Source organism: Clavibacter michiganensis subsp. insidiosus (genome assembly GCF_002240565.1).
GTDB lineage: Bacteria > Actinomycetota > Actinomycetes > Actinomycetales > Microbacteriaceae > Clavibacter > Clavibacter insidiosus.
This window is the reverse complement of sequence record NZ_MZMO01000001.1, coordinates 1966349-1984055: the sequence shown is the minus strand read 5'-3', so window position 1 is coordinate 1984055 and position 17707 is coordinate 1966349. Positions and strand designations below refer to the sequence as shown.

Genomic DNA, 17707 nt, shown 5'->3' with positions numbered 1-17707 from the left:
CCACCACATGACGACACCCGCGACCCCGCGCCTCCGCATCGGGGTCATGGGCGGCACGTTCGACCCCATCCACAACGGCCACCTCGTCGCCGCGAGCGAGGTGCAGCAGCACCTCCAGCTCGACGAGGTGATCTTCGTCCCCACCGGGCAGCCGTGGCAGAAGCAGACCGTCACGGACGGCGAGCACCGCTACCTGATGACCGTGATCGCCACGGCGGCCAACCCGCGCTTCACCGTCAGCCGCGTCGACATCGACCGCGCGGGCACCACGTACACGATCGACACGCTCCGCGACATCCGGCGCACGCACCCGGACGCGGAGCTGTTCTTCATCACCGGCGCGGACGCGATCCAGCAGATCCTGGGCTGGAAGGACGTCGCCGAGCTGTGGGACCTGGCGCACTTCGTCGCCGTCACCCGCCCCGGGCACGACCTCACCGAGAGCGGCCTCCCGCACGCCGACGTAAGATTGCTGGAGGTCCCGGCGCTGGCGATCTCCTCGACCGACTGCCGGATCCGAGTCGGACGCGGTTTCCCCGTGTGGTACCTCGTCCCCGACGGAGTCGTCCAGTACATCTCCAAGCACCACCTGTATCGGAGCCCGCAATGACCCCCTCCCACGACGCGCCCGACACCGGGCCCACCTCGTTCGACGACGGTCCCGCTCCCGCGACCCTCGGGCTGAGCCGCCGCGAGATGCGCGCCGCGGAGCGCGCCCGCGCCCTGGCGCTCGGCATCGACGAGGCGGACGACGCCCCGGTCGACGACGCGGCGCCCGTCGAGGAGCCGTCCGCGACGTCCGCTCCCGCTGCCCCCTCCGACGGCGAGCCCGAGGCCGCCAGCCCGACCGGCGTCGACGGATCCGATGCCCGGCCCGACGAGTCGACGGCACCGCAGCCCACGTCTCCCTCCGCTGCCGTCGTGGGTCCCGACACCTCGGCCATCCTGCTGTCCGGCGGCGTGCTCACGCGTCGCCAGCTGCGCGCCATCCGCGAGGCCGAGGAGGCGGCGCGCCAGCAGCGCGGATCGGAGCACGGGGATGCCGAGCCCGCGCCGTCCGACGCCGACACGGGGTCTGCTCCGAGCACCGGCGAGCACACGAGCGCGGCGGTCGACGACGCGCCCCCGACGTCCTCGGACGCCTCCGTCCCGCCGTACGCGCGCTACGGGCGCGGGTCCCGTGCCACGCCGCGACCGCGTGCGCCGTACGGGAGCGCCTACCGCCGCTCCGCCGTCGCGGATGCGACGGACGCCCCCGCGCGCGCGGCAGAGGACGACGCGCAGGTGGTGACGCGCGACGAGGCGTCCGGCGCGGACGAGGACCGGGCGACCCCCGCCGAGACGCCGTCGGCGTGGCCTTTCGCGCCGATCGTCCCCTCGGGCGACGCCGCGGGTCACGACGTGGACGCCTCGGGCGAGCAGCCGACCGTCCCGCCGCTCGCGACCCATGCGCCCAGCCGCGACGAGGATCCGCGTCCCGCGCCCTCCCTCGAGCCCACCCCGTGGATCACCCCCTCCGCCGAACCGTCGCTCGAGCCGGCGTTCGGCACGCGCGCGTCTTCCGCCTCCGATGACCTCCCGGCCGGTCGGACCGGGACGCCGGCCGCGTCGGACGCCGAGGCGCCCGACGCCCGCGCGCCCTTCACCCCGCCCGCGGGGCACTGGTCGGTGCAGGACCAGGTCGACGAGGAGCAGCCCCACACCGGCAACCACTTCATCCTCCCGACCGTGCCGCACGCCAACGACATGCAGCAGGCGTTGGACAGCACGGGCGAGATCATCATCACCGGCTCGATCGACCTGCCCCGCAGCCTCGGCTCGATGGGCACGCACCCGGACCGCTTCGACACGGCCGACATGGACCGCATCCTCGAGCAGGGCGACGACCACGACCACGCGCCGGGCGGCACCGACTCGGAGCCCGTGCGCGCCAGCCGCGCGGTCAGCACCCACACCTCGACGCGCGCCGTCGTGCAGCCGCCGCCCCGCAAGCGCTTCACCGCGCCCGTCGTCGCGGCCGTCGCGGCCGGGGGAGTCGCCGTCATCGGCGCGGGCCTCGTCATCGTCGCGTTCATGACGAATGTATTCTGATCGTCTGATGCACCATCCCACCCGTCCCGGAAGGACTCTGTGACCGCTTCTCCCCGCGCCCTCGACCTGCTCAAGGTCGCCGCATCCGCTGCCGACTCCAAGCAGGCCATCGACCTGGTCGCGCTCGACGTCTCCGGGCCCCTGCCCCTCACCGACGTCTTCCTCATCGCCTCGGCTCGCAACGAGCGGAACGCGCAGGCGGTGGCCGACGAGATCGAGGACAAGATGATCGAGGCGGGCGCCAAGCCGCTCCGCCGCGAGGGGAAGAGCGAGGGTCGCTGGATCCTCCTCGACTTCGGTGACGTCGTCGCCCACGTCTTCACCGAGGAGGACCGCATGTACTACTCGCTGGAGCGCCTCTGGAAGGACTGCCCCGTCGTCGCCCTCGAGATCGAGCCGACGGCCTCCGCATCCTGATCCGTCCCGTCCGGGCGACGACGCCCGGCATCCGCGAGGAGATCCGCTCGTGAAGTGCCCCAACGACTCCGCCACCCTCGTGATGAGCGAGCGCGCCGGGGTGGAGATCGACTACTGCCCGGACTGCCGCGGCGTGTGGCTCGACCGCGGCGAGCTCGACAAGATCCTCGATCGCGCGGAACAGGAGATGCGCTCCGCCCCGGCGGCCGCGTCGCCCGTTCCCCCCGCGGCGCCGCTCGGCGGGTACCCGGACCCGCGTCGCGACGACCGCCGCCGCGACGACGACCGCCGCGGGAGCGAGCGCCGCCGCGACGACGACCGCGATCGTGGCTACGGCATCCCCGCGGACGGCTATGGCGACCGCAGCGGGCAGGGCTACTCCAGCACGGGCGGATACGGGAGCGGCGACGGGTACGGCGGGAAGCGCCGCAAGAAGGAGAGCTGGCTCAGCGAGCTGTTCGACTGAGCGACGCTCGCGGGTCCGCCGCCGACGAGGATGCCCTGGTCATGGGGCGGTCGGAATGTGTAGTAATGTAGACGAGTCGCTTCCGCAGGGAAGCGGATCACGGGTCTGTGGCGCAGTTGGTAGCGCACCTGCATGGCATGCAGGGGGTCAGGGGTTCGAATCCCCTCAGATCCACCCTCGAGCCCCGCTCCTCCTCACGGAGGGGCGGGGCTCTTCTGCATTCCGGGACCCCCTCAGATCCGTCCGTCGGGTCCGAGGGGCTCGACGTGCGCGCCGCCGGCCCGGAACAGCGCCGCCAGCGGCTCGACGAGATCCCGCTCGGCTCCCGTGCCGGCGGAGAGGGCCATCTCCCGCACGTACGCCGTCAAGGCCGCGCGACCCGCGAGGATCCGCGTCACAGCGCCGCCCTCGGTCCTGTCCTCGGCGCGCACGACGAGCGTGGCGCCATCGTGCGAGTAGAGGACAGCCGTCTCGCACCACACGCGGAGACCCAGCCGCTCCTCGAGCAGCTCGCGCAGGCCGACAGCCTGCCCGCGGACCTGGGTGGCCGGCGACTCCCGGCCGATGTAGGAGCGGACGATCCTCTCCTCCGATGACGCCCTACCCGACACACGTGCGATCTGCACGGCGAAGGTCCGTCCTAACGAGGACTCATCCACGAGCTGCGCGAACGCCGCATGCTCGGAGCTGGGGACGACGCCGTCGAAGACGATGCCACGCCACCGCTTGTTCTCGATGATCAGCACCGTGCGGGACGTCACCACCACATGATCGATCTGCTGCACGAAGCGGGCGCCGTCGTCGCCCGTCCGCGAGAAGACGACGTTCGTCGCCAGGATCCCCGGGAGCCGCGCGGAGGCGAACGCCGCCACGATGTGCGCGTGGGAGGAGGCTTCGTGGCCCCAGGTGGCCGACAGGAGCTCACGGGCCGCCCGCTCGTCCTCGCGAGCGATGCGCGTCCGTACCTCCGCCTCGGCCAGCTCGGCGGCGTGGACCGCCGTCAGTTCCGCGACCGTCCTCACGCGGTGCTCCTCGGCGACGGAGAGCGACCGCGTCCGCTCCGTCGCGTCGAGGATGCTCTGCCTCTCCGCATCGGCTGCGGCCGCGTCGAGCGCATCCCGGGCGGATGCCGCCCGCCGACGCCGTTCGCGGAGGAGCAGGGCCAGGACGAGGACGAGGAGGGCGACCAGGACCCACGGGAGCGCGTTCTGCATGGCCCAGGGAAGCACGCGCCACGGATCGCGCGCGGGATCCGCTCCCCGATCGGGGGGCTGTCCTCCACTTGGAGGACCCGGGTACCGTGGATCAGGTCATCGACCCCTGGAGCTCCACAATGTCGCACGCCACCCTGCACCGGACGCACACCACCGACCCGCACCGCACGTCGGTGGTCGGTTCCGCGGTGCTGGGCTTCCTGTCCGCGTTCGTGGTGGGCGCGGCCGTGATCGTCACGCTCCTCATCACCTCCTTCGCGCAGGGGACCGAGGGCTACCCCGGCCTCGACGTGCCGGGCGTGGTCGACACCCGCATCGACCACGGCAGCGTCGTGACGCAGATCGGCCCGGGCGGCTTCCTCTTCCCGCTGGCCGCCGGCCTCCTCGTCGGCCTGATCGTCGCCGTGGTCGTCTACGCGCGCCAGCGCCACGTCGAGGACTGAGCCCGACCGACCCGGATCCGCGCGCGCGTAGGGTCGAGGGGATGCCTCGCCACACCGCCTCCCGCTCGAGTCGGCGCCACGCGTCGGGCTCTCGCTCCCGTCCCCGTGGAGCAGCTCTCGCCAGCTCGGTGACGGCCCTGCTCCTGATCGCGACCGGCTGCACCGCACCGGATGTCGTCCTGCCGACCGCTCCCGCTGAACCGCTCCGGGTGGTCTCCCTCGGGGACTCCTACTCCACGGGGACGGGACCCGCCGAGCCGCTGCCCGGGGACCCCGGGGTGTGCGGGCGCACCGTCGCCTCCTCCGTGCGGGTCGCCGCGGCCGAGGTCGGCGCCGAGCTCGTCGACGCGGCCTGCGACGGCGCCAGCACGGCGGACCTCACGGCCCCGCGGGAGCGCGGCGGGCAGAGCGTGCCCGCGCAGCTCGACTCGCTGGCCGACGGCGCCGACGTCGTCCTCGTGCGCCTCGGGGGCAACGACCTCGGCTTCCCGGCGCTCGTCGGCGGGTGCCTGGCGCGGGATCCCGCGGGACCCGTCGCGGCCGGGCCGACGACGTGCGTGGACGCGCTCGCCCCTTCGGGAGGCACCGACGCCGTCCGCGCCCGCATCAACGGGGAAGTCGCGACGCGTCTCGGCGAGGCGTTCGCGCGGATCCGGGCGGCGGCGCCCGACGCCCGCATCGTCGCGCTCGGCTACCTCACCGTGCTCGGCGACCCGGATGCGCTCCCCGCGGAGGGCTGCCTGCGCGCCACGGCCACGTCGACGGTGAACGGGCAGGTGCTCCTCGCCGACCGGGACGCGGCGTGGCTGGCGGGGATCCAGCGCGAGCTCGACGGCGCGATCGCCCGGACGGCGGCCGACGCGGGTGCCCGGTTCGTCGATCAGGAGACGCCGACCGCCGAGCACGGCGCGTGCGCGGGGGATGCCGGCGATGCGTACGTGGCGGGGCTCGGCGGCAGCGCGGGGGACGTGCCCGTCCACCCGAACGCGGCCGGACTGGCGTGGGAGTCCGGTGCCCTGGCGGGCGTGCTGCGGGAGGAACAGGCGGCGCTCGGCCGCTGATCCCCGCTGCTGCGTGGGCGGTCATCTCGACGCATGTGGGAACGTGTGGGTTCTTGTTGCTTCTCTTGCGGATGAGGGCTACAGTGCGAGGACGCGAGGCGCCAGTGCCCCACGGAGTCGAAGGAGACCGCCCATGTACGCCGAAGAGCGCCAGGACAGGGTGGTCGCCCTCCTCGAGCGCACCGGCCGCGTGGCGGTCCTCAGCCTGGCGCGCGACTTCGACGTGACGACGGAGACGGTCCGACGCGACCTCGCCCAGCTCGAGAGCCGCGGCGTCCTCCGCCGGGTGCACGGCGGCGCCGTCCGCGCCGATCGGTCCACCCGCGCCGAGGAGAGCCTCGACACCCGGGGTTCCCGCAACACCGACGCCAAGGCGCGCATCGCCGACGCGGCGATGGGGTTCCTGCCCGCGAGCTTCGCGGGATCCATCGCGCTCGACGCCGGCACCACCACGGGGCTGGTCGCGGAGCGCGTCGCCGCCTGGCGGCCCGACGTGCCCGGCCGCACGCTCGTCGTGGTCACGCACTCCATGTCCATCGCGCAGACCGTCACCCGCAACCCCGCGGTCGAGGTGCAGCTGCTCGGCGGACGCGTCCGCGGCATCACGAGCGCGGCCGTCGGCCCCGCCACCCTCGGCCAGCTCGCGCGGCTGCGACCCGACATCGCCTTCATCGGCGCGAACGGGATCCACGCGGAGTTCGGCCTCAGCACCCCCGACGAAGAGGAGGCGGCCGTGAAGACCGCGTTGACCCGAGGATCCCGACGCGCCGTCGCGCTCGTCGACGCGTCGAAGGCGGGGGAGGAGGCGCTCGTCGGCTTCGCGGCCCTCGACGACCTCGACGCGCTCGTGACCGACGCCGCGCCCGTCGGCCCGCTCGCCGCGGCGCTGGCCGCCGCCGAGGTGGAGGTGATGGTCGCGTGATCCTCACCCTCACCGCCAACCCGAGCCTCGACCGCACCATCGACCTCGCCGGCGCCCTCGCGCGCGGCGCGGTCCAGCGGGCCCGCGGCGTCGCCGAGCAGCCCGGCGGCAAGGGCGTCAACGTCTCGCGCGCGCTCATCGCCTCCGGCCTCGACACCGTCGCGCTGCTGCCCGGGCGCCTCGACGACCCGATGCTCGTGGCGCTGGCCGCCGAGCGGATCCCGCTGGACCACCTCGACATCGGGGGCCGCGTGCGCCAGAACGTCACGCTCACCGAGCCCGACGGGACGACGACCAAGGTCAACGAGCCGGGCCCGGTCCTGTCCGCCGCCGAGGCGGAGGCGCTGGTGGCCCTCGTCATCCGGCACGCGCGCCGCGCCAGCTGGCTCGTGCTCGCGGGCTCCCTGCCGCCCGGCCTCGACGACGACTTCGCCGCGCGCGTGGTGCGCGCCGTCCGCGCCGAGCTCGGCGACGCGGCGCCGCGGATCGCCGTCGACTCGTCCGGCGCGCCGATGGCCGCGCTCGTCGCGTCCGACGCGGTCGTGGACCTGATCAAGCCCAACGCCGAGGAGCTCGCGGAGCTCGTCGGCCTCCCCGACCCGGATGCGCTCGAGGCCGACCCCCGGCTGGCCCACGACGCATCCCGCTCCCTCGTCTCCCGCGGCTGCCGGGCGGTCCTCGCGACCCTCGGCGCACAGGGGGCCGTCCTCACCACGGCGGAGGGCGGGTGGCTCGCCACCATGCCCCCGATCGTGCCGGTGAGCACCGTGGGCGCGGGCGACTCGTCGCTCGCGGGCTACCTGCTCGCCGACCATCGCGGGGCCGGACCCGAGGGGCGGCTGGCGCAGGCCGTCGCCCACGGATCCGCCGCCGCGTCCCTGCCCGGCAGCACCATGCCGTCCCCCGAGCAGACCCGATCGGACAGCGTCACCGTCCAGCCGCTCCTCCCGATCGCCGCCGATCGCTGACCCGCCCCACCTGGAGAAGAACATGCCATCGCTCATCACGAACCGCCTCGTGCTCCTCGACGCCGACCTCGGCGCCGACCGCGAGCACGCCGTCCGCACGCTGGCCGAGCGCGTCGTCGCCGAGGGCCGCGCGACCGACGCCGACGCCCTCTTCGCCGACGCGTGGGAGCGCGAGTCGAAGACCGACACCGGCATGGGCGGCGGCCTCGCCATCCCGCACTGCCGCTCCGCCGCGGTGACGGAGGCCACGCTCGTCATGGCGCGGCCTGAGCCCGCCGTCGACTTCGGCGCCCCCGACGGCCCCGCCGACCTCGTGTTCTTCATCGCCGCGCCCGACGGCGCCGACCAGGAGCACCTCGTGCTGCTGTCGCGCCTCGCCCGGTCGCTCATCAAGCCGGAGTTCGTCGAGGCGCTGCGCACGGCCACCGACGAGGACCAGGTCGTCTCGCTGGTGGAGGGCGCGCTCGTGGACGAGCCCGCCTCCTCGACCGGGGCCCCGGCCGCCGCGGCTCCCGCGGCGTCGGCATCGGCTCCGGCCGCCGCCCCCGCGGACGCGCCCGTGCTCATCGCCGTCACCGCGTGCCCCACCGGCATCGCGCACACCTACATGGCGGCCGACTCGCTCGTCGCCGCGGCGAAGCGCGCGGGCGTCGAGCTGCACGTCGAGACCCAGGGATCCTCCTCGGTCACGCCCGTCGACCCCGCGATCATCGCGCGGGCCACGGCCGTGATCTTCGCCGTCGACGTGGACGTGCGCGACCGCGCGCGCTTCGCCGGCAAGCCCGTCATCCAGTCGCCCGTCAAGCGCGGCATCGACCAGCCCGACCAGATGGTCGCCGAGGCCGTCGCGGCCGCGAAGGACCCGGCCGCCCCGCGGGTGCCGGGCGGCGCGTCGTCGTCGGCCGGATCCGAGCAGGCCTCCCCGCAGGCCTCGCAGTCGGTGGGCGCCCGCCTCAAGCGCTGGTTGCTCACGGGCGTCAGCTACATGATCCCGTTCGTCGCGGGCGGCGGTCTCCTCATCGCGCTCGGCTTCCTGCTCGGCGGGTACCGGATCACCGAGACGGCCTCGGACGTGGTGCTGCAGAACTCGCTGGCGAACCTGCCCGCGGGCGGCCTCGGCCAGTACCTCGGCGCCGTCGCGTTCGTCATCGGCAACGCGTCGATGGCCTTCCTCGTCCCCGCGCTGGCCGGCTACATCGCCTACGCCATCGCCGACCGGCCGGGCATCGCGCCCGGCTTCGTCGCGGGATCCATCTCCGTCATCATGGGCGCCGGCTTCCTCGGCGGCCTGGTGGGCGGCCTCCTCGCGGGTGGCATCGCCTACGCGATCGGCCGCATCGACGTGCCGCGCTGGCTGCGGGGCCTCATGCCCGTCGTGATCATCCCGCTGCTCGCCTCGATCGTCGCCTCCGGCCTGATGGTCATGGTGCTCGGCGGCCCCATCGCGGCGCTCACGCGCGGCCTCAACGGCTTCCTCTCCGGCCTCACCGGCACGTCGGCCATCGTCCTCGGCATCATCCTCGGCGCCATGATGTGCATCGACCTCGGCGGGCCCATCAACAAGGTCGCCTACTCGTTCGCGGTCGCCGGCCTCGGCGCCGGATCCATCACCGACCAGACCCCGTGGGAGATCATGGCCGCGGTCATGGCCGCCGGCATGGTCCCGCCGCTCGCCCTCGCGCTCGCCTCCACCGTGATCGACCGCCGCCTGTTCAGCCCGGCGGAGCGCGAGAACGGCAAGGCCGCGTGGCTCCTCGGCGCCGCGTTCATCTCCGAGGGCGCCATCCCGTTCGCCGCGGTCGACCCGCTGCGCGTCATCCCCGCCAGCATCGTCGGCGGGGCCGTCACGGGCGCCATGGTGATGGGGCTCGGCGTCGTGTCGCAGGCCCCGCACGGCGGCGTGTTCGTGCTCTTCGCGATGAACGGCACGTTCCTCGGCTTCCTCGCCTCCGTCGCGGTCGGCGCGGTGATCTCCGCGTTCCTCGTCGTGCTCCTCAAGCGCTTCACGACGAAGCGCCCGGAGGCCGCCGCCGCGGCGCCCGTCGACCAGGGCGTCCCCGTCGCGGCCTGATCCGTCGCGGCCCCCGCGCATCCCCACCCCGTCCGCACCACCAGAAGGAGAACGTCCATGACCGAGCGCACCGCCACCGTCGGCAGCCGCGTGGGCCTGCACGCCCGTCCCGCATCCCTCTTCATCGAGGCCGTGCGCCGCACGGGCGTGCCGGTGAAGATCAGCAAGCCGGGCGGCACGCCGCTCGACGCGACGAGCATCCTGTCGCTCATGAGCCTGGGCGCCGCCAACGGCGACCAGGTCGTGCTCACGGCCGAGGGCGACCGCGCGGACGCCGCCCTCGACGAGCTGGCGGCGCTGCTCGAGAGCGACCTGGACGCCGTCGAGTAGCCGCCCGCACGACGAGAGGCCCGGACACCGCGATGCGGGTCCGGGCCTCTCGTCGTGTCAGGCGGCGTGCGGCGTCACCACTCGGCGACGCGGTAGTCCTTGAGGAAGACGCCCGAGATGTCCTCGCCGGCCTGGCCCATGACGATGGGGTCGTAGACCCGGGCGGCGCCGTCGACGAGGTCGAGCGGGGCGTGGAAGCCCTCCTCGGCGAGCCGCACCTTCGTGGGGTGCGGGCGCTCGTCGGTGATCCAGCCGGTGTCGACGCTCGTCATGAGGATGCCGTCGGTCTCGCGCATCTCGCGCGCCGAGGTGCGGGTCATCATGTTGAGCGCGGCCTTCGCCATGTTCGTGTGCGGGTGGCCGGGGCCCTTGTAGGCGCGGGCGAACTGGCCCTCCATGGCACTGACGTTCACGACGTACTTGCGGCGCGACTCCGAGGCGGCCATCGCGGGGCGCAGCCGGCTGACGAGGAGGAACGGCGCCGTGACGTTGGCGAGCTGGACCTCGAGCATCTCCAGCGGATCCACCTCGTGCACGACCTGGGTCCAGCTGTTCGCGTCGTGCAGGTCGGGCACGAGGCCACCCGCGTCGATGGCGGTGCCGGCGGCGAGGCGCGCGAGCGAGGAGGAGCCGGCGGTCATGGCGAGCTCGGTGACCTCGGCGGCCGTGATCCCGGTCGCCGTCGAGAGGATCGGGTGCGCCGCGACGGAGGCGGCGAGGGCCGCCGGGTGCGCGTCGGCCGTGTGCCCGAAGGTGAGGAGCTCGGGCAGGTCGCCGTCGGGGAGCGGCGCCGCCTCGGCCTCGGACAGCGGCGCGTAGGAGCCGGGGGACCGGCGCACGGTCTGCGCGGCGTTGTTGATGAGGATGTCGAGCGGACCCGCGGCGGCCACCGCGTCCGTGAGGCCGATGACCTGCGCCGGGTCGCGGAGGTCGAGGCCCACGATGCGCAGGTGGTGCACCCACTCGTGGGCGTCCGGCAGGCCCGCGAAGCGGCGCACCGCGTCGCGCGGGAAGCGCGTGGTGATGGTGGTGTGCGCGCCGTCACGGAGCAGTCGCAGCGCGATGTGCATGCCGATCTTGGCGCGCCCGCCCGTGAGGAGCGCCCGCATGCCCGTGAGGTCGGTGCGGGCCTCGCGCTTCGCGTGGTTGAGGAGCGCGCAGTCGGGGCAGAGCTGGTGGTAGAACGCGTCGACCTGCGTGTAGTGCTGCTTGCAGATGTAGCAGGGGCGCGAGCGCAGGAGCGTGCCGGCGGTGGGCTTCGCGGTCGTGATGGCGAGTGGGATCCCGCGGGTCTCGTCGTCGATGCGGTCGGGCGCGCCCGTGGCGGTCGCCGCGACGACGGCGCGGTCGGCGCTGGCGACGGCCTCGCGCTTCTCGAGCCGGCGGGCCTTCTTGACCTCCTTGAACATGGAGGCGGTGGCGCGGCGGACGGCGACGAAGTCGGGGTGCTCCTCGTCGATGTCGGCGAGCGAGCCGAGGACGCGGAGCGCGGTAGCGAGGTCGGCCGGGTCGATGGCCGATCCGGGGAAGGCGGCGGACACCGGCTCGGGCGAGGAGGCGGCGTTGGACGTGGAGGTGACGGGATCCGCGGGGCGGGCGGGGTCGTCGGGCAGGGCGTCGGAGGGCACAGGAGATGATACCCGCCGCCGTCGGCCGCACCCCGCGGCGGGCTCGATGGCCGGGCGCTACATCGTGGTCGCGAAGCCGACCGCGGCGGCGATGACGGCCCAGAGCGCGATCGTGACGACGACGAGGGCGATGACCCCCGTGCGGCGATCGCGCCAGCGCGCCCGCTCGGCCTCGGGGTCGACGGGGACGGACTCGGGAGCACGGGCCCCGACGGATGCGGTGTCCGCATCCACGGTGGTCGGCTGCCCCGCGGTGGGGGGCGTGGGGCTGGGGTCGTGCGGGGCGCGGTCGGGTCGAGGGTCGAGCGGGAGGGACGGCATCCGGCGACCGTACGCGCTGGCGCCCCGAGGATCCTGCCGCCTGTGGAGAACTCCGTGACGGGACGCGTGGGGGAGGATGGACGCATCATGTCCGACACCGCCCTCGCCCCCACGCTCACCGAGGAGGCGGCCCGGCTGGCCGTGGACGGGGCGAGCGACGACGCGATCTATGACGCGTTCGCCGAGTGGGCGCTGGCGCAGGGGATCGAGCTCTACCCGGCGCAGGACGAGGCGGCGCTGGAGATCGCGTCGGGCGCGCACCTCATCCTCTCGACGCCGACCGGCACGGGGAAGTCGCTCGTCGCGGTCGCCGCGCACTTCGCGGCGCTCGCCCGCGGACGCCGCTCGTACTACACGGCCCCGATCAAGGCGCTCGTCTCCGAGAAGTTCTTCGCGCTCGTGGAGCTGTTCGGCGCGGCCCAGGTGGGCATGGTCACGGGCGACTCCTCCGTGAACCCGGACGCGCCGATCATCTGCTGCACCGCCGAGATCCTCGCCAACCGGTCGCTCCGCGGCGGCGCGGACACGCCCGTCGACCAGGTGGTGATGGACGAGTTCCACTTCTACGCGGATCCGCAGCGCGGCTGGGCCTGGCAGGTGCCGCTCCTGCTCCTGCCGCACGCGCAGTTCGTGCTGATGTCGGCGACGCTCGGCGACGTGACCGACCTCGCGGACGACCTCACGCGCCGCACCGGTCGGCCGACGGCGCGCATCACGGGCATCGAGCGCCCGGTGCCGCTCTTCTTCCACTACGCCGTCACGCCCGTGCAGGAGACGGTCGAGGAGCTGCTCGACACGAAGCAGGCACCCGTCTACATCGTGCACTTCGCGCAGGCCGCGGCCCTCGAGCGGGCGCAGGCCCTCTCGAGCATCAAGATCGTCACCCGCGAGCAGCGGGACAAGATCGCGGACATCATCGGCGGCTTCCGGTTCAGCACCGCGTTCGGGAAGACCCTGTCGCGGCTCGTGCGCGCGGGGATCGGCGTGCACCACGCGGGCATGCTGCCGAAGTACCGGCGGCTCGTCGAGCAGCTCGCCCAGCAGGGCCTGCTCCGGGTGATCTGCGGCACCGACACGCTCGGCGTCGGCATCAACGTCCCCATCCGCACGGTGCTCTTCACGGGCCTCACCAAGTACGACGGCACCCGGATGCGGCAGCTCAACGCGCGCGAGTTCCACCAGATCGCGGGGCGCGCGGGCCGCGCCGGGTACGACACCGCGGGCACCGTGGTCGCGCAGGCGCCCGAGCACGAGACCGAGAACATCAAGATGCTCGAGCGCGCGGGCGACGACGTGAAGAAGCGGCGCAAGCTCGTGCGCAAGAAGGCGCCCGAGGGCTTCGTCTCGTGGGGCGAGCCGAGCTTCCGCAAGCTCATCGACGCGGAGCCGGAGCGGCTGACCTCGAGCATGCAGGTGAGCCACGCGATGATGCTCAACGTCATCGCGCGCGGCGGCGACGTGTTCCGGAACATGCGCGCGCTCGTCGAGGACAACCACGAGCCGCGCGCCCGCCAGCTCGCGCTCGCCCGCCGCGCCCTCGCCATCTACCGCACGCTGCGCACGGCCGGCATCGTCGAGCAGGTGGAGGACCCGGACGGCGGGCCCACGCGGATCACGTTGACGGTCGACCTGCAGGCCGACTTCGCGCTCAACCAGCCGCTGTCGCCGTTCGCCGTCGCCGTCTTCGAGATCCTCGACCGCGAGTCCCCGACCTACGCGCTCGACATGGTGAGCGTGGTCGAGGCGACGCTCGACGACCCGCGGCCGATCCTCTCCCAGCAGCAGTTCAAGGCCCGCGGCGAGGCCGTGCAGGCGATGAAGGCCGAGGGCATCGAGTACGACCAGCGCATGGTGCTGCTCGAGGAGATCACCCACCCGAAGCCGCTCGAGGAGCTGCTCGACCAGTCGTTCGCGACCTACAGCGCGAGCCAGCCGTGGATCGGCGACTTCGCGCTCAGCCCGAAGTCGGTCGTCCGCGACATGTACGAGCGGGCGATGAGCTTCAGCGAGCTGATCTCCTTCTACGGCCTCATGCGCTCCGAGGGCCTCGTGCTCCGCTACCTCTCCGACGCGTTCCGGGCGCTGCGGCAGACCATCCCGGACGAGGCGAAGACCGAGGAGCTGCTCGACGTGATCGAGTGGCTCGGCGAGCTCGTGCGGCAGGTCGACTCGAGCCTCCTCGACGAGTGGGAGGAGCTGTCGCACCCGACCGCGGCGCCCGGCGACGCGCCCGTGCTGCCGCCCGCGCCGAAGCTGCTCACGTCGAACACGCGCGCGTTCCGGATCCTCGTGCGCAACGAGCTGTTCCGCCGCGTGCAGCTCGCGGCCCGCGAGGACCTGCAGGCGCTCGGCGAGCTGGATCAGGCGGCGGGCTTCGACGCGGACGCGTGGGGCGACGCGCTCGACGGCTACTTCGGCGAGTACGACCGCATCCTCACCGACGGCGACGCCCGCAGCCAGGCGCTCGTGACGATCGACGAGGGCGCGACCGCGTGGACCGTCCGGCAGGCGCTGCACGACCCCGAGGGCGACCACGACTGGGGCATCGAGGCGACCGTCGACCTCGACGCGTCGAACGAGGCCGGCGAGGCCGTCGTGCGGGTGACCCGCGTGGGCACCCTCTCGTGAGCGACGCGCCGCGCCTGCCGGACCTCGCCGGGCGGACGGTCCTCGTCACGGGCGCGAACGGCGGGATCGGCTTCTGGACCTCGGCGCAGCTCGCCGCCGCGGGCGCGCGGGTGCTGCTGGCCTGCCGTTCCGCGGAGCGCGGGGACGCGGCTGCCCGGGTGATCGAGGTGCGCGTGCCGGGAGCCGACGTCGACGTCGTGCCCCTCGACCTGGCGAGCCTCGCGAGCGTGGACGCGTGCGTCGCGGCGGTGCACGAGGACCTCGACGCCATCGTCGCGAACGCGGGAGTGCCCCCCGCCGGCGGCCGTGCGCGTCACCGCAGGACGACCGTGGACGGGTTCGAGGAGATGATGGGCACCAACGCCCTCGGGCACTTCGCGCTCGTGGCGGGGCTCGCGCCGCGGCTGCGTGCCGGAGGCCGCGTCGTGATGCTCGGATCCCTCGCCCACCGCTTCTCTCCGCTCGACCTCGGCGACCTCGCGGGGGAGCGGCCCATGCCCGCGCTCGTGCGGTACGGCCGGTCGAAGACGGCGTGCATGATGATCGCGGGCGAGCTCGACCGGCGGTGGCGGGCCGCGGGATCCGACCGCGTCGCGCTCTCCGCGCACCCCGGCTACGCGGTCGACGCGCTGACGCCGCCGCAGGATCCGGCCGATCGACCGCGCGGGGTGGCCGACGCGCGCCGACGGGCGGCCGGCGCGGGTCGCGTCCTCGTGCAGGGCAAGGACGCCGGAGCGTGGCCGATCGTGCACGCGGCCGCGGCGGACGGCGTCACGGGCGGCGACTTCTGGGGACCCGGCGGGCCGCTCGAGCTGAAGGGCGCGCCGGATCCCGCCTTCGTCGCCGGGCACGCGCGGTCGCGCGCCGTCGCCGAGCAGCTGTGGGCGGCCGCCGAGGACGCGGCGGGGATCCGCTTCCGGCCCTGACGGACGCCGCCCTGCCGACGCTGCCGACGCTGCCGACGCTGACGGCGCCGGATCCCGGGATCAGCCCCGCGGCGTCCCGAGCACGTCGTCGAGCGCGTCGCGGAACGCGGCCGTCTCCTCGGGCGTGCCGACGGAGACGCGGAGCCAGCCCTCGGGTCCGGTCTCGCGGATCAGGACGCCGCGGTCGAGCAGCCCCTGCCACACCGCGTGCCGGTCGGGGAACCGGCCGAAGAGGACGAAGTTGGCGTCCGACGGCGCCACCTCGAAGCCGCGGCCGCGGAGCCACTCGACGAGCCCGTCCCGCTCCTCGCGGAGCGACGCGACCTGCGCGAGCAGCACGCCGCTGTGCCGGAGGGCGGCGGTCGCGCTCACCTGGGTGATGCGCGACAGGTGGTACGGCAGGCGCACGATGCGGAGCGCGTCGACCACGGCAGGGGAGGCCGCGAGGTAGCCGAGCCGGCCGCCCGCGAACGCGAACGCCTTGCTCATGGTGCGCGAGACGATCAGGCGCGGGTGGTCGGGCAGCAGCGAGATCGCCGTCGGCACGCCCTCGCGGCGGAACTCGGCGTACGCCTCGTCGATCACCACGACGCCCGGCGCGACGGAGAGCACGTGCTCGATCTCGCGGGTCGTGAGCGCGGTGCCGGTCGGGTTGTTCGGCGAGGTGAGGAACACGACGCTCGGGTGGTGCTGCTCGACGAGCGCCGTGACGTTCGCGAGGTCGAGCGTGAAGTCCTCCTGGCGGCGGCCGGAGACCCAGCGCGTGAGCGTGTTGCGCGCGTACTCCGGGTACATCGCGTAGTGCGGGGCGAAGGAGAGCGCCACGCGGTCGGTGCCGCCGAAGGCCTGCAGCACCTGCTGCAGCACCTCGTTGGATCCGTTCGCCGCCCAGACGTTCTCGGGGCCGAGCTCCAGCCCGCTGTCGGCCGTGAGGTAGTCGGCGAGCTCGGTGCGGAGCTCGAGGAACTCGCGGTCCGGGTAGCGGTTCAGCCCGCGCGCGGCCTCGAGCACGGCCTCGCTCACCGCGACCGCGACCTCCTCGGGCAGCGGGTACGGGTTCTCGTTCACGTTGAGGAGCACGGGCACGTCGAGCTGCGGGGCGCCGTAGGGCTCCTCGCCGCGGATCCCGTCGCGGAGGGGCAGGTCGGCGAGCGTGGTCTCGGACCAGTCGGGGCTCATGGGTCTCCTCGGGATTCGTCGGGCGTCCATCCTCCCATCGACCGGGACGGCGGTCGCCCGACGCCGGACGGCTAGGGTCGACGGATGCGCTCCCCCCTCGCCCGCCTCACCCGCGTGCGGCGGCCCGGGGACGTGCACCGCACGGAGTCCTCGCCGCCGCGCTGGCTCCTGCTCTCCCGCCGCTATGGTTCGCGCGCGATCCCGGTCGACCACGACCTGGAGCGCCGCACCGTGCTCGGCTTCCGGATCGCGATCAAGGTGTTCCGGTCGCCGGGCGGCAACGCGGGCCGGACGCCCTCGGCCGTTCCGGCGACCGCGCGGCCGTCCTTCGTCCTCGTGCACGGGATCGGCGTCTCCTCGCGCTACTTCCACCCCGTCGCCGCGTTCCTGGCCGAGCACGGCGCCGTCTACGCGATCGACCTGCCGGGCTACGGCGAGTCGCCGCGGGTGCGCCGGGACGTGACGCTCGACGACCACGCGGCGGTCGTGGCCGAGGTGATCCGGATGCACGGGCTTGTCGACCCCGTCGTCGTCGGCCACTCCATGGGGACCCAGATCGTGACGCGGCTCGCCGTCGACCGGCCCGAGGTCACCGACCGCATCGTTCTCATCGCGCCCACGCTCCCGCCGCGGACGCGCGGCCTCGTGCGCGCGGCCGTCGCGCTCGCGGTCGACACCCTCCGCGAGCCGCTGCTCGCGAACGCCGTGGTGCTGGGCGACTACTTCCTCCGCTGCGGGATCCCGTACTACCTCCGCCAGCTGCCGCACCTCATCGACGACGCGATCGAGGAACGGGCGCCGCGCATCCGCGCGCGGACGCTCGTCATTGTGGGCGACCGGGACGCCGTGGTCGACCGCCCGTTCGCGCGCGACCTCGCCGCCCGGATCCCGCGCGGCGAGCACCGGGTGGCCCGCGGCCCGCACGTCGTGATGTACACGGATCCGCTCGGCGTCGCGCGCGCCATCCTGGAGCACGTCCGGGCCCGATGACGTCCGACGCGGGCCGTCGTCGGACGCTCCGGCCGACGCGTGCTCCGCGCCC

At 74.1% G+C, this 17707-nt stretch carries 17 protein-coding genes and 1 tRNA gene; 14 read left to right on the top strand and 4 right to left on the bottom strand.

Annotated elements, in window-relative coordinates:
* Window positions 1-7 precede the first annotated feature (7 nt).
* From nadD to B5P21_RS09615, 5 genes are all read left to right on the top strand, one after another.
* Window positions 8-610: a nicotinate-nucleotide adenylyltransferase gene (gene nadD, locus B5P21_RS09635; RefSeq protein ID WP_086522421.1), complete on the top strand. Its 603-nt coding sequence runs from the start codon at window positions 8-10 to the stop codon at window positions 608-610.
* Window positions 607-2091, top strand: coding sequence for a hypothetical protein (locus B5P21_RS09630; protein WP_094171076.1), 1485 nt, complete (start codon window positions 607-609; stop codon window positions 2089-2091). The genes nadD and B5P21_RS09630 overlap by 4 nt, the downstream gene beginning before the upstream one ends.
* A 39-nt stretch (window positions 2092-2130) precedes the next feature.
* Complete coding sequence (gene rsfS, locus B5P21_RS09625) at window positions 2131-2508, top strand: ribosome silencing factor (RefSeq protein WP_012299154.1); 378 nt, start codon at window positions 2131-2133, stop codon at window positions 2506-2508.
* Between the two features lie 49 nt (window positions 2509-2557).
* Complete coding sequence (locus tag B5P21_RS09620; protein WP_045527766.1) at window positions 2558-2974, top strand: TFIIB-type zinc ribbon-containing protein; 417 nt, start codon at window positions 2558-2560, stop codon at window positions 2972-2974.
* A gap of 101 nt (window positions 2975-3075) precedes the next feature.
* Window positions 3076-3148 (top strand) — tRNA-Ala (locus tag B5P21_RS09615).
* Between the two features lie 59 nt (window positions 3149-3207).
* On the opposite strand, the gene B5P21_RS09610 is transcribed toward B5P21_RS09615, so the two are convergent.
* Window positions 3208-4188, bottom strand: coding sequence for a nuclease-related domain-containing protein (locus B5P21_RS09610; RefSeq protein WP_133064182.1), 981 nt, complete (start codon window positions 4186-4188; stop codon window positions 3208-3210).
* Between the two features lie 86 nt (window positions 4189-4274).
* On the opposite strand from B5P21_RS09610, the gene B5P21_RS09605 reads away from it, so the two are divergent.
* The 6 genes from B5P21_RS09605 to B5P21_RS09580 all read left to right on the top strand — a co-directional run bounded on the left by B5P21_RS09605 (window position 4275) and on the right by B5P21_RS09580 (window position 9983).
* Complete coding sequence (locus B5P21_RS09605; protein WP_015490183.1) at window positions 4275-4631, top strand: hypothetical protein; 357 nt, start codon at window positions 4275-4277, stop codon at window positions 4629-4631.
* Between the two features lie 128 nt (window positions 4632-4759).
* Window positions 4760-5692: an SGNH/GDSL hydrolase family protein gene (locus tag B5P21_RS09600; RefSeq protein WP_246865271.1), complete on the top strand. Its 933-nt coding sequence runs from the start codon at window positions 4760-4762 to the stop codon at window positions 5690-5692.
* A gap of 133 nt (window positions 5693-5825) precedes the next feature.
* A complete protein-coding gene (locus B5P21_RS09595; RefSeq protein ID WP_045527774.1) occupies window positions 5826-6614 on the top strand; it encodes a DeoR/GlpR family DNA-binding transcription regulator in 789 nt (262 codons plus the stop codon).
* Complete coding sequence (locus B5P21_RS09590; protein WP_045527778.1) at window positions 6611-7582, top strand: 1-phosphofructokinase family hexose kinase; 972 nt, start codon at window positions 6611-6613, stop codon at window positions 7580-7582. Before B5P21_RS09595 ends, B5P21_RS09590 begins: the two co-directional genes overlap by 4 nt.
* 22 nt (window positions 7583-7604) lie before the next feature.
* The gene (locus B5P21_RS09585) at window positions 7605-9653 is read left to right on the top strand and encodes a PTS fructose transporter subunit IIABC (RefSeq protein WP_045527780.1); all 2049 of its coding nucleotides are present in this window, start codon (window positions 7605-7607) and stop codon (window positions 9651-9653) included.
* Window positions 9654-9710: 57 nt separating this feature from the next.
* On the top strand, window positions 9711-9983 hold the full coding sequence (locus B5P21_RS09580) for an HPr family phosphocarrier protein (RefSeq protein WP_045527782.1): 273 nt from the start codon (window positions 9711-9713) through the stop codon (window positions 9981-9983).
* A gap of 74 nt (window positions 9984-10057) precedes the next feature.
* On the opposite strand, the gene B5P21_RS09575 is transcribed toward B5P21_RS09580, so the two are convergent.
* Together B5P21_RS09575 and B5P21_RS09570 are read right to left on the bottom strand one after the other, a co-directional pair.
* Window positions 10058-11611, bottom strand: coding sequence for an SDR family oxidoreductase (locus B5P21_RS09575; RefSeq protein WP_172457219.1), 1554 nt, complete (start codon window positions 11609-11611; stop codon window positions 10058-10060).
* Between the two features lie 57 nt (window positions 11612-11668).
* A complete protein-coding gene (locus tag B5P21_RS09570) occupies window positions 11669-11932 on the bottom strand; it encodes a hypothetical protein (protein ID WP_045527784.1) in 264 nt (87 codons plus the stop codon).
* 87 nt (window positions 11933-12019) lie between these two features.
* On the opposite strand from B5P21_RS09570, the gene B5P21_RS09565 reads away from it, so the two are divergent.
* Both B5P21_RS09565 and B5P21_RS09560 read left to right on the top strand, forming a co-directional pair.
* Window positions 12020-14560 carry a DEAD/DEAH box helicase gene (locus tag B5P21_RS09565; protein ID WP_094171412.1) on the top strand — a complete coding sequence of 847 codons (2541 nt, stop codon included), beginning with the start codon at window positions 12020-12022 and terminating at the stop codon, window positions 14558-14560.
* Window positions 14557-15486 carry an SDR family NAD(P)-dependent oxidoreductase gene (locus tag B5P21_RS09560; protein WP_094171072.1) on the top strand — a complete coding sequence of 310 codons (930 nt, stop codon included), beginning with the start codon at window positions 14557-14559 and terminating at the stop codon, window positions 15484-15486. The genes B5P21_RS09565 and B5P21_RS09560 overlap by 4 nt, the downstream gene beginning before the upstream one ends.
* Before the next feature lie 60 nt (window positions 15487-15546).
* Here the strand turns inward: B5P21_RS09560 and B5P21_RS09555 are convergent, their stop codons facing one another.
* Complete coding sequence (locus B5P21_RS09555; RefSeq protein WP_045527786.1) at window positions 15547-16665, bottom strand: histidinol-phosphate transaminase; 1119 nt, start codon at window positions 16663-16665, stop codon at window positions 15547-15549.
* Between the two features lie 84 nt (window positions 16666-16749).
* Here B5P21_RS09555 and B5P21_RS09550 point away from each other — a divergent pair, with 84 nt between their 5' ends.
* Window positions 16750-17655, top strand: a complete 906-nt coding sequence (locus tag B5P21_RS09550; RefSeq protein ID WP_052663190.1) for an alpha/beta fold hydrolase — start codon at window positions 16750-16752, stop codon at window positions 17653-17655.
* The last annotated feature ends 52 nt before the right edge of the window (window positions 17656-17707 follow it).

What these genes read in the sequence shown, in the direction of transcription:
- nadD (WP_086522421.1), top strand. Translation starts at nt 8, where the DNA reads ATGACGACACCCGCGACCCCGCGCCTCCGCATCGGGGTCATGGGCGGC.
- B5P21_RS09630 (WP_094171076.1), top strand. Translation starts at nt 607, where the DNA reads ATGACCCCCTCCCACGACGCGCCCGACACCGGGCCCACCTCGTTCGAC.
- B5P21_RS09610 (WP_133064182.1), bottom strand. Translation starts at nt 4,188, where the DNA reads ATGCAGAACGCGCTCCCGTGGGTCCTGGTCGCCCTCCTCGTCCTCGTC.
- B5P21_RS09595 (WP_045527774.1), top strand. Translation starts at nt 5,826, where the DNA reads ATGTACGCCGAAGAGCGCCAGGACAGGGTGGTCGCCCTCCTCGAGCGC.
- B5P21_RS09585 (WP_045527780.1), top strand. Translation starts at nt 7,605, where the DNA reads ATGCCATCGCTCATCACGAACCGCCTCGTGCTCCTCGACGCCGACCTC.
- B5P21_RS09580 (WP_045527782.1), top strand. Translation starts at nt 9,711, where the DNA reads ATGACCGAGCGCACCGCCACCGTCGGCAGCCGCGTGGGCCTGCACGCC.
- B5P21_RS09570 (WP_045527784.1), bottom strand. Translation starts at nt 11,932, where the DNA reads ATGCCGTCCCTCCCGCTCGACCCTCGACCCGACCGCGCCCCGCACGAC.
- B5P21_RS09565 (WP_094171412.1), top strand. Translation starts at nt 12,020, where the DNA reads ATGTCCGACACCGCCCTCGCCCCCACGCTCACCGAGGAGGCGGCCCGG.
- B5P21_RS09555 (WP_045527786.1), bottom strand. Translation starts at nt 16,665, where the DNA reads ATGAGCCCCGACTGGTCCGAGACCACGCTCGCCGACCTGCCCCTCCGC.
- B5P21_RS09550 (WP_052663190.1), top strand. Translation starts at nt 16,750, where the DNA reads ATGCGCTCCCCCCTCGCCCGCCTCACCCGCGTGCGGCGGCCCGGGGAC.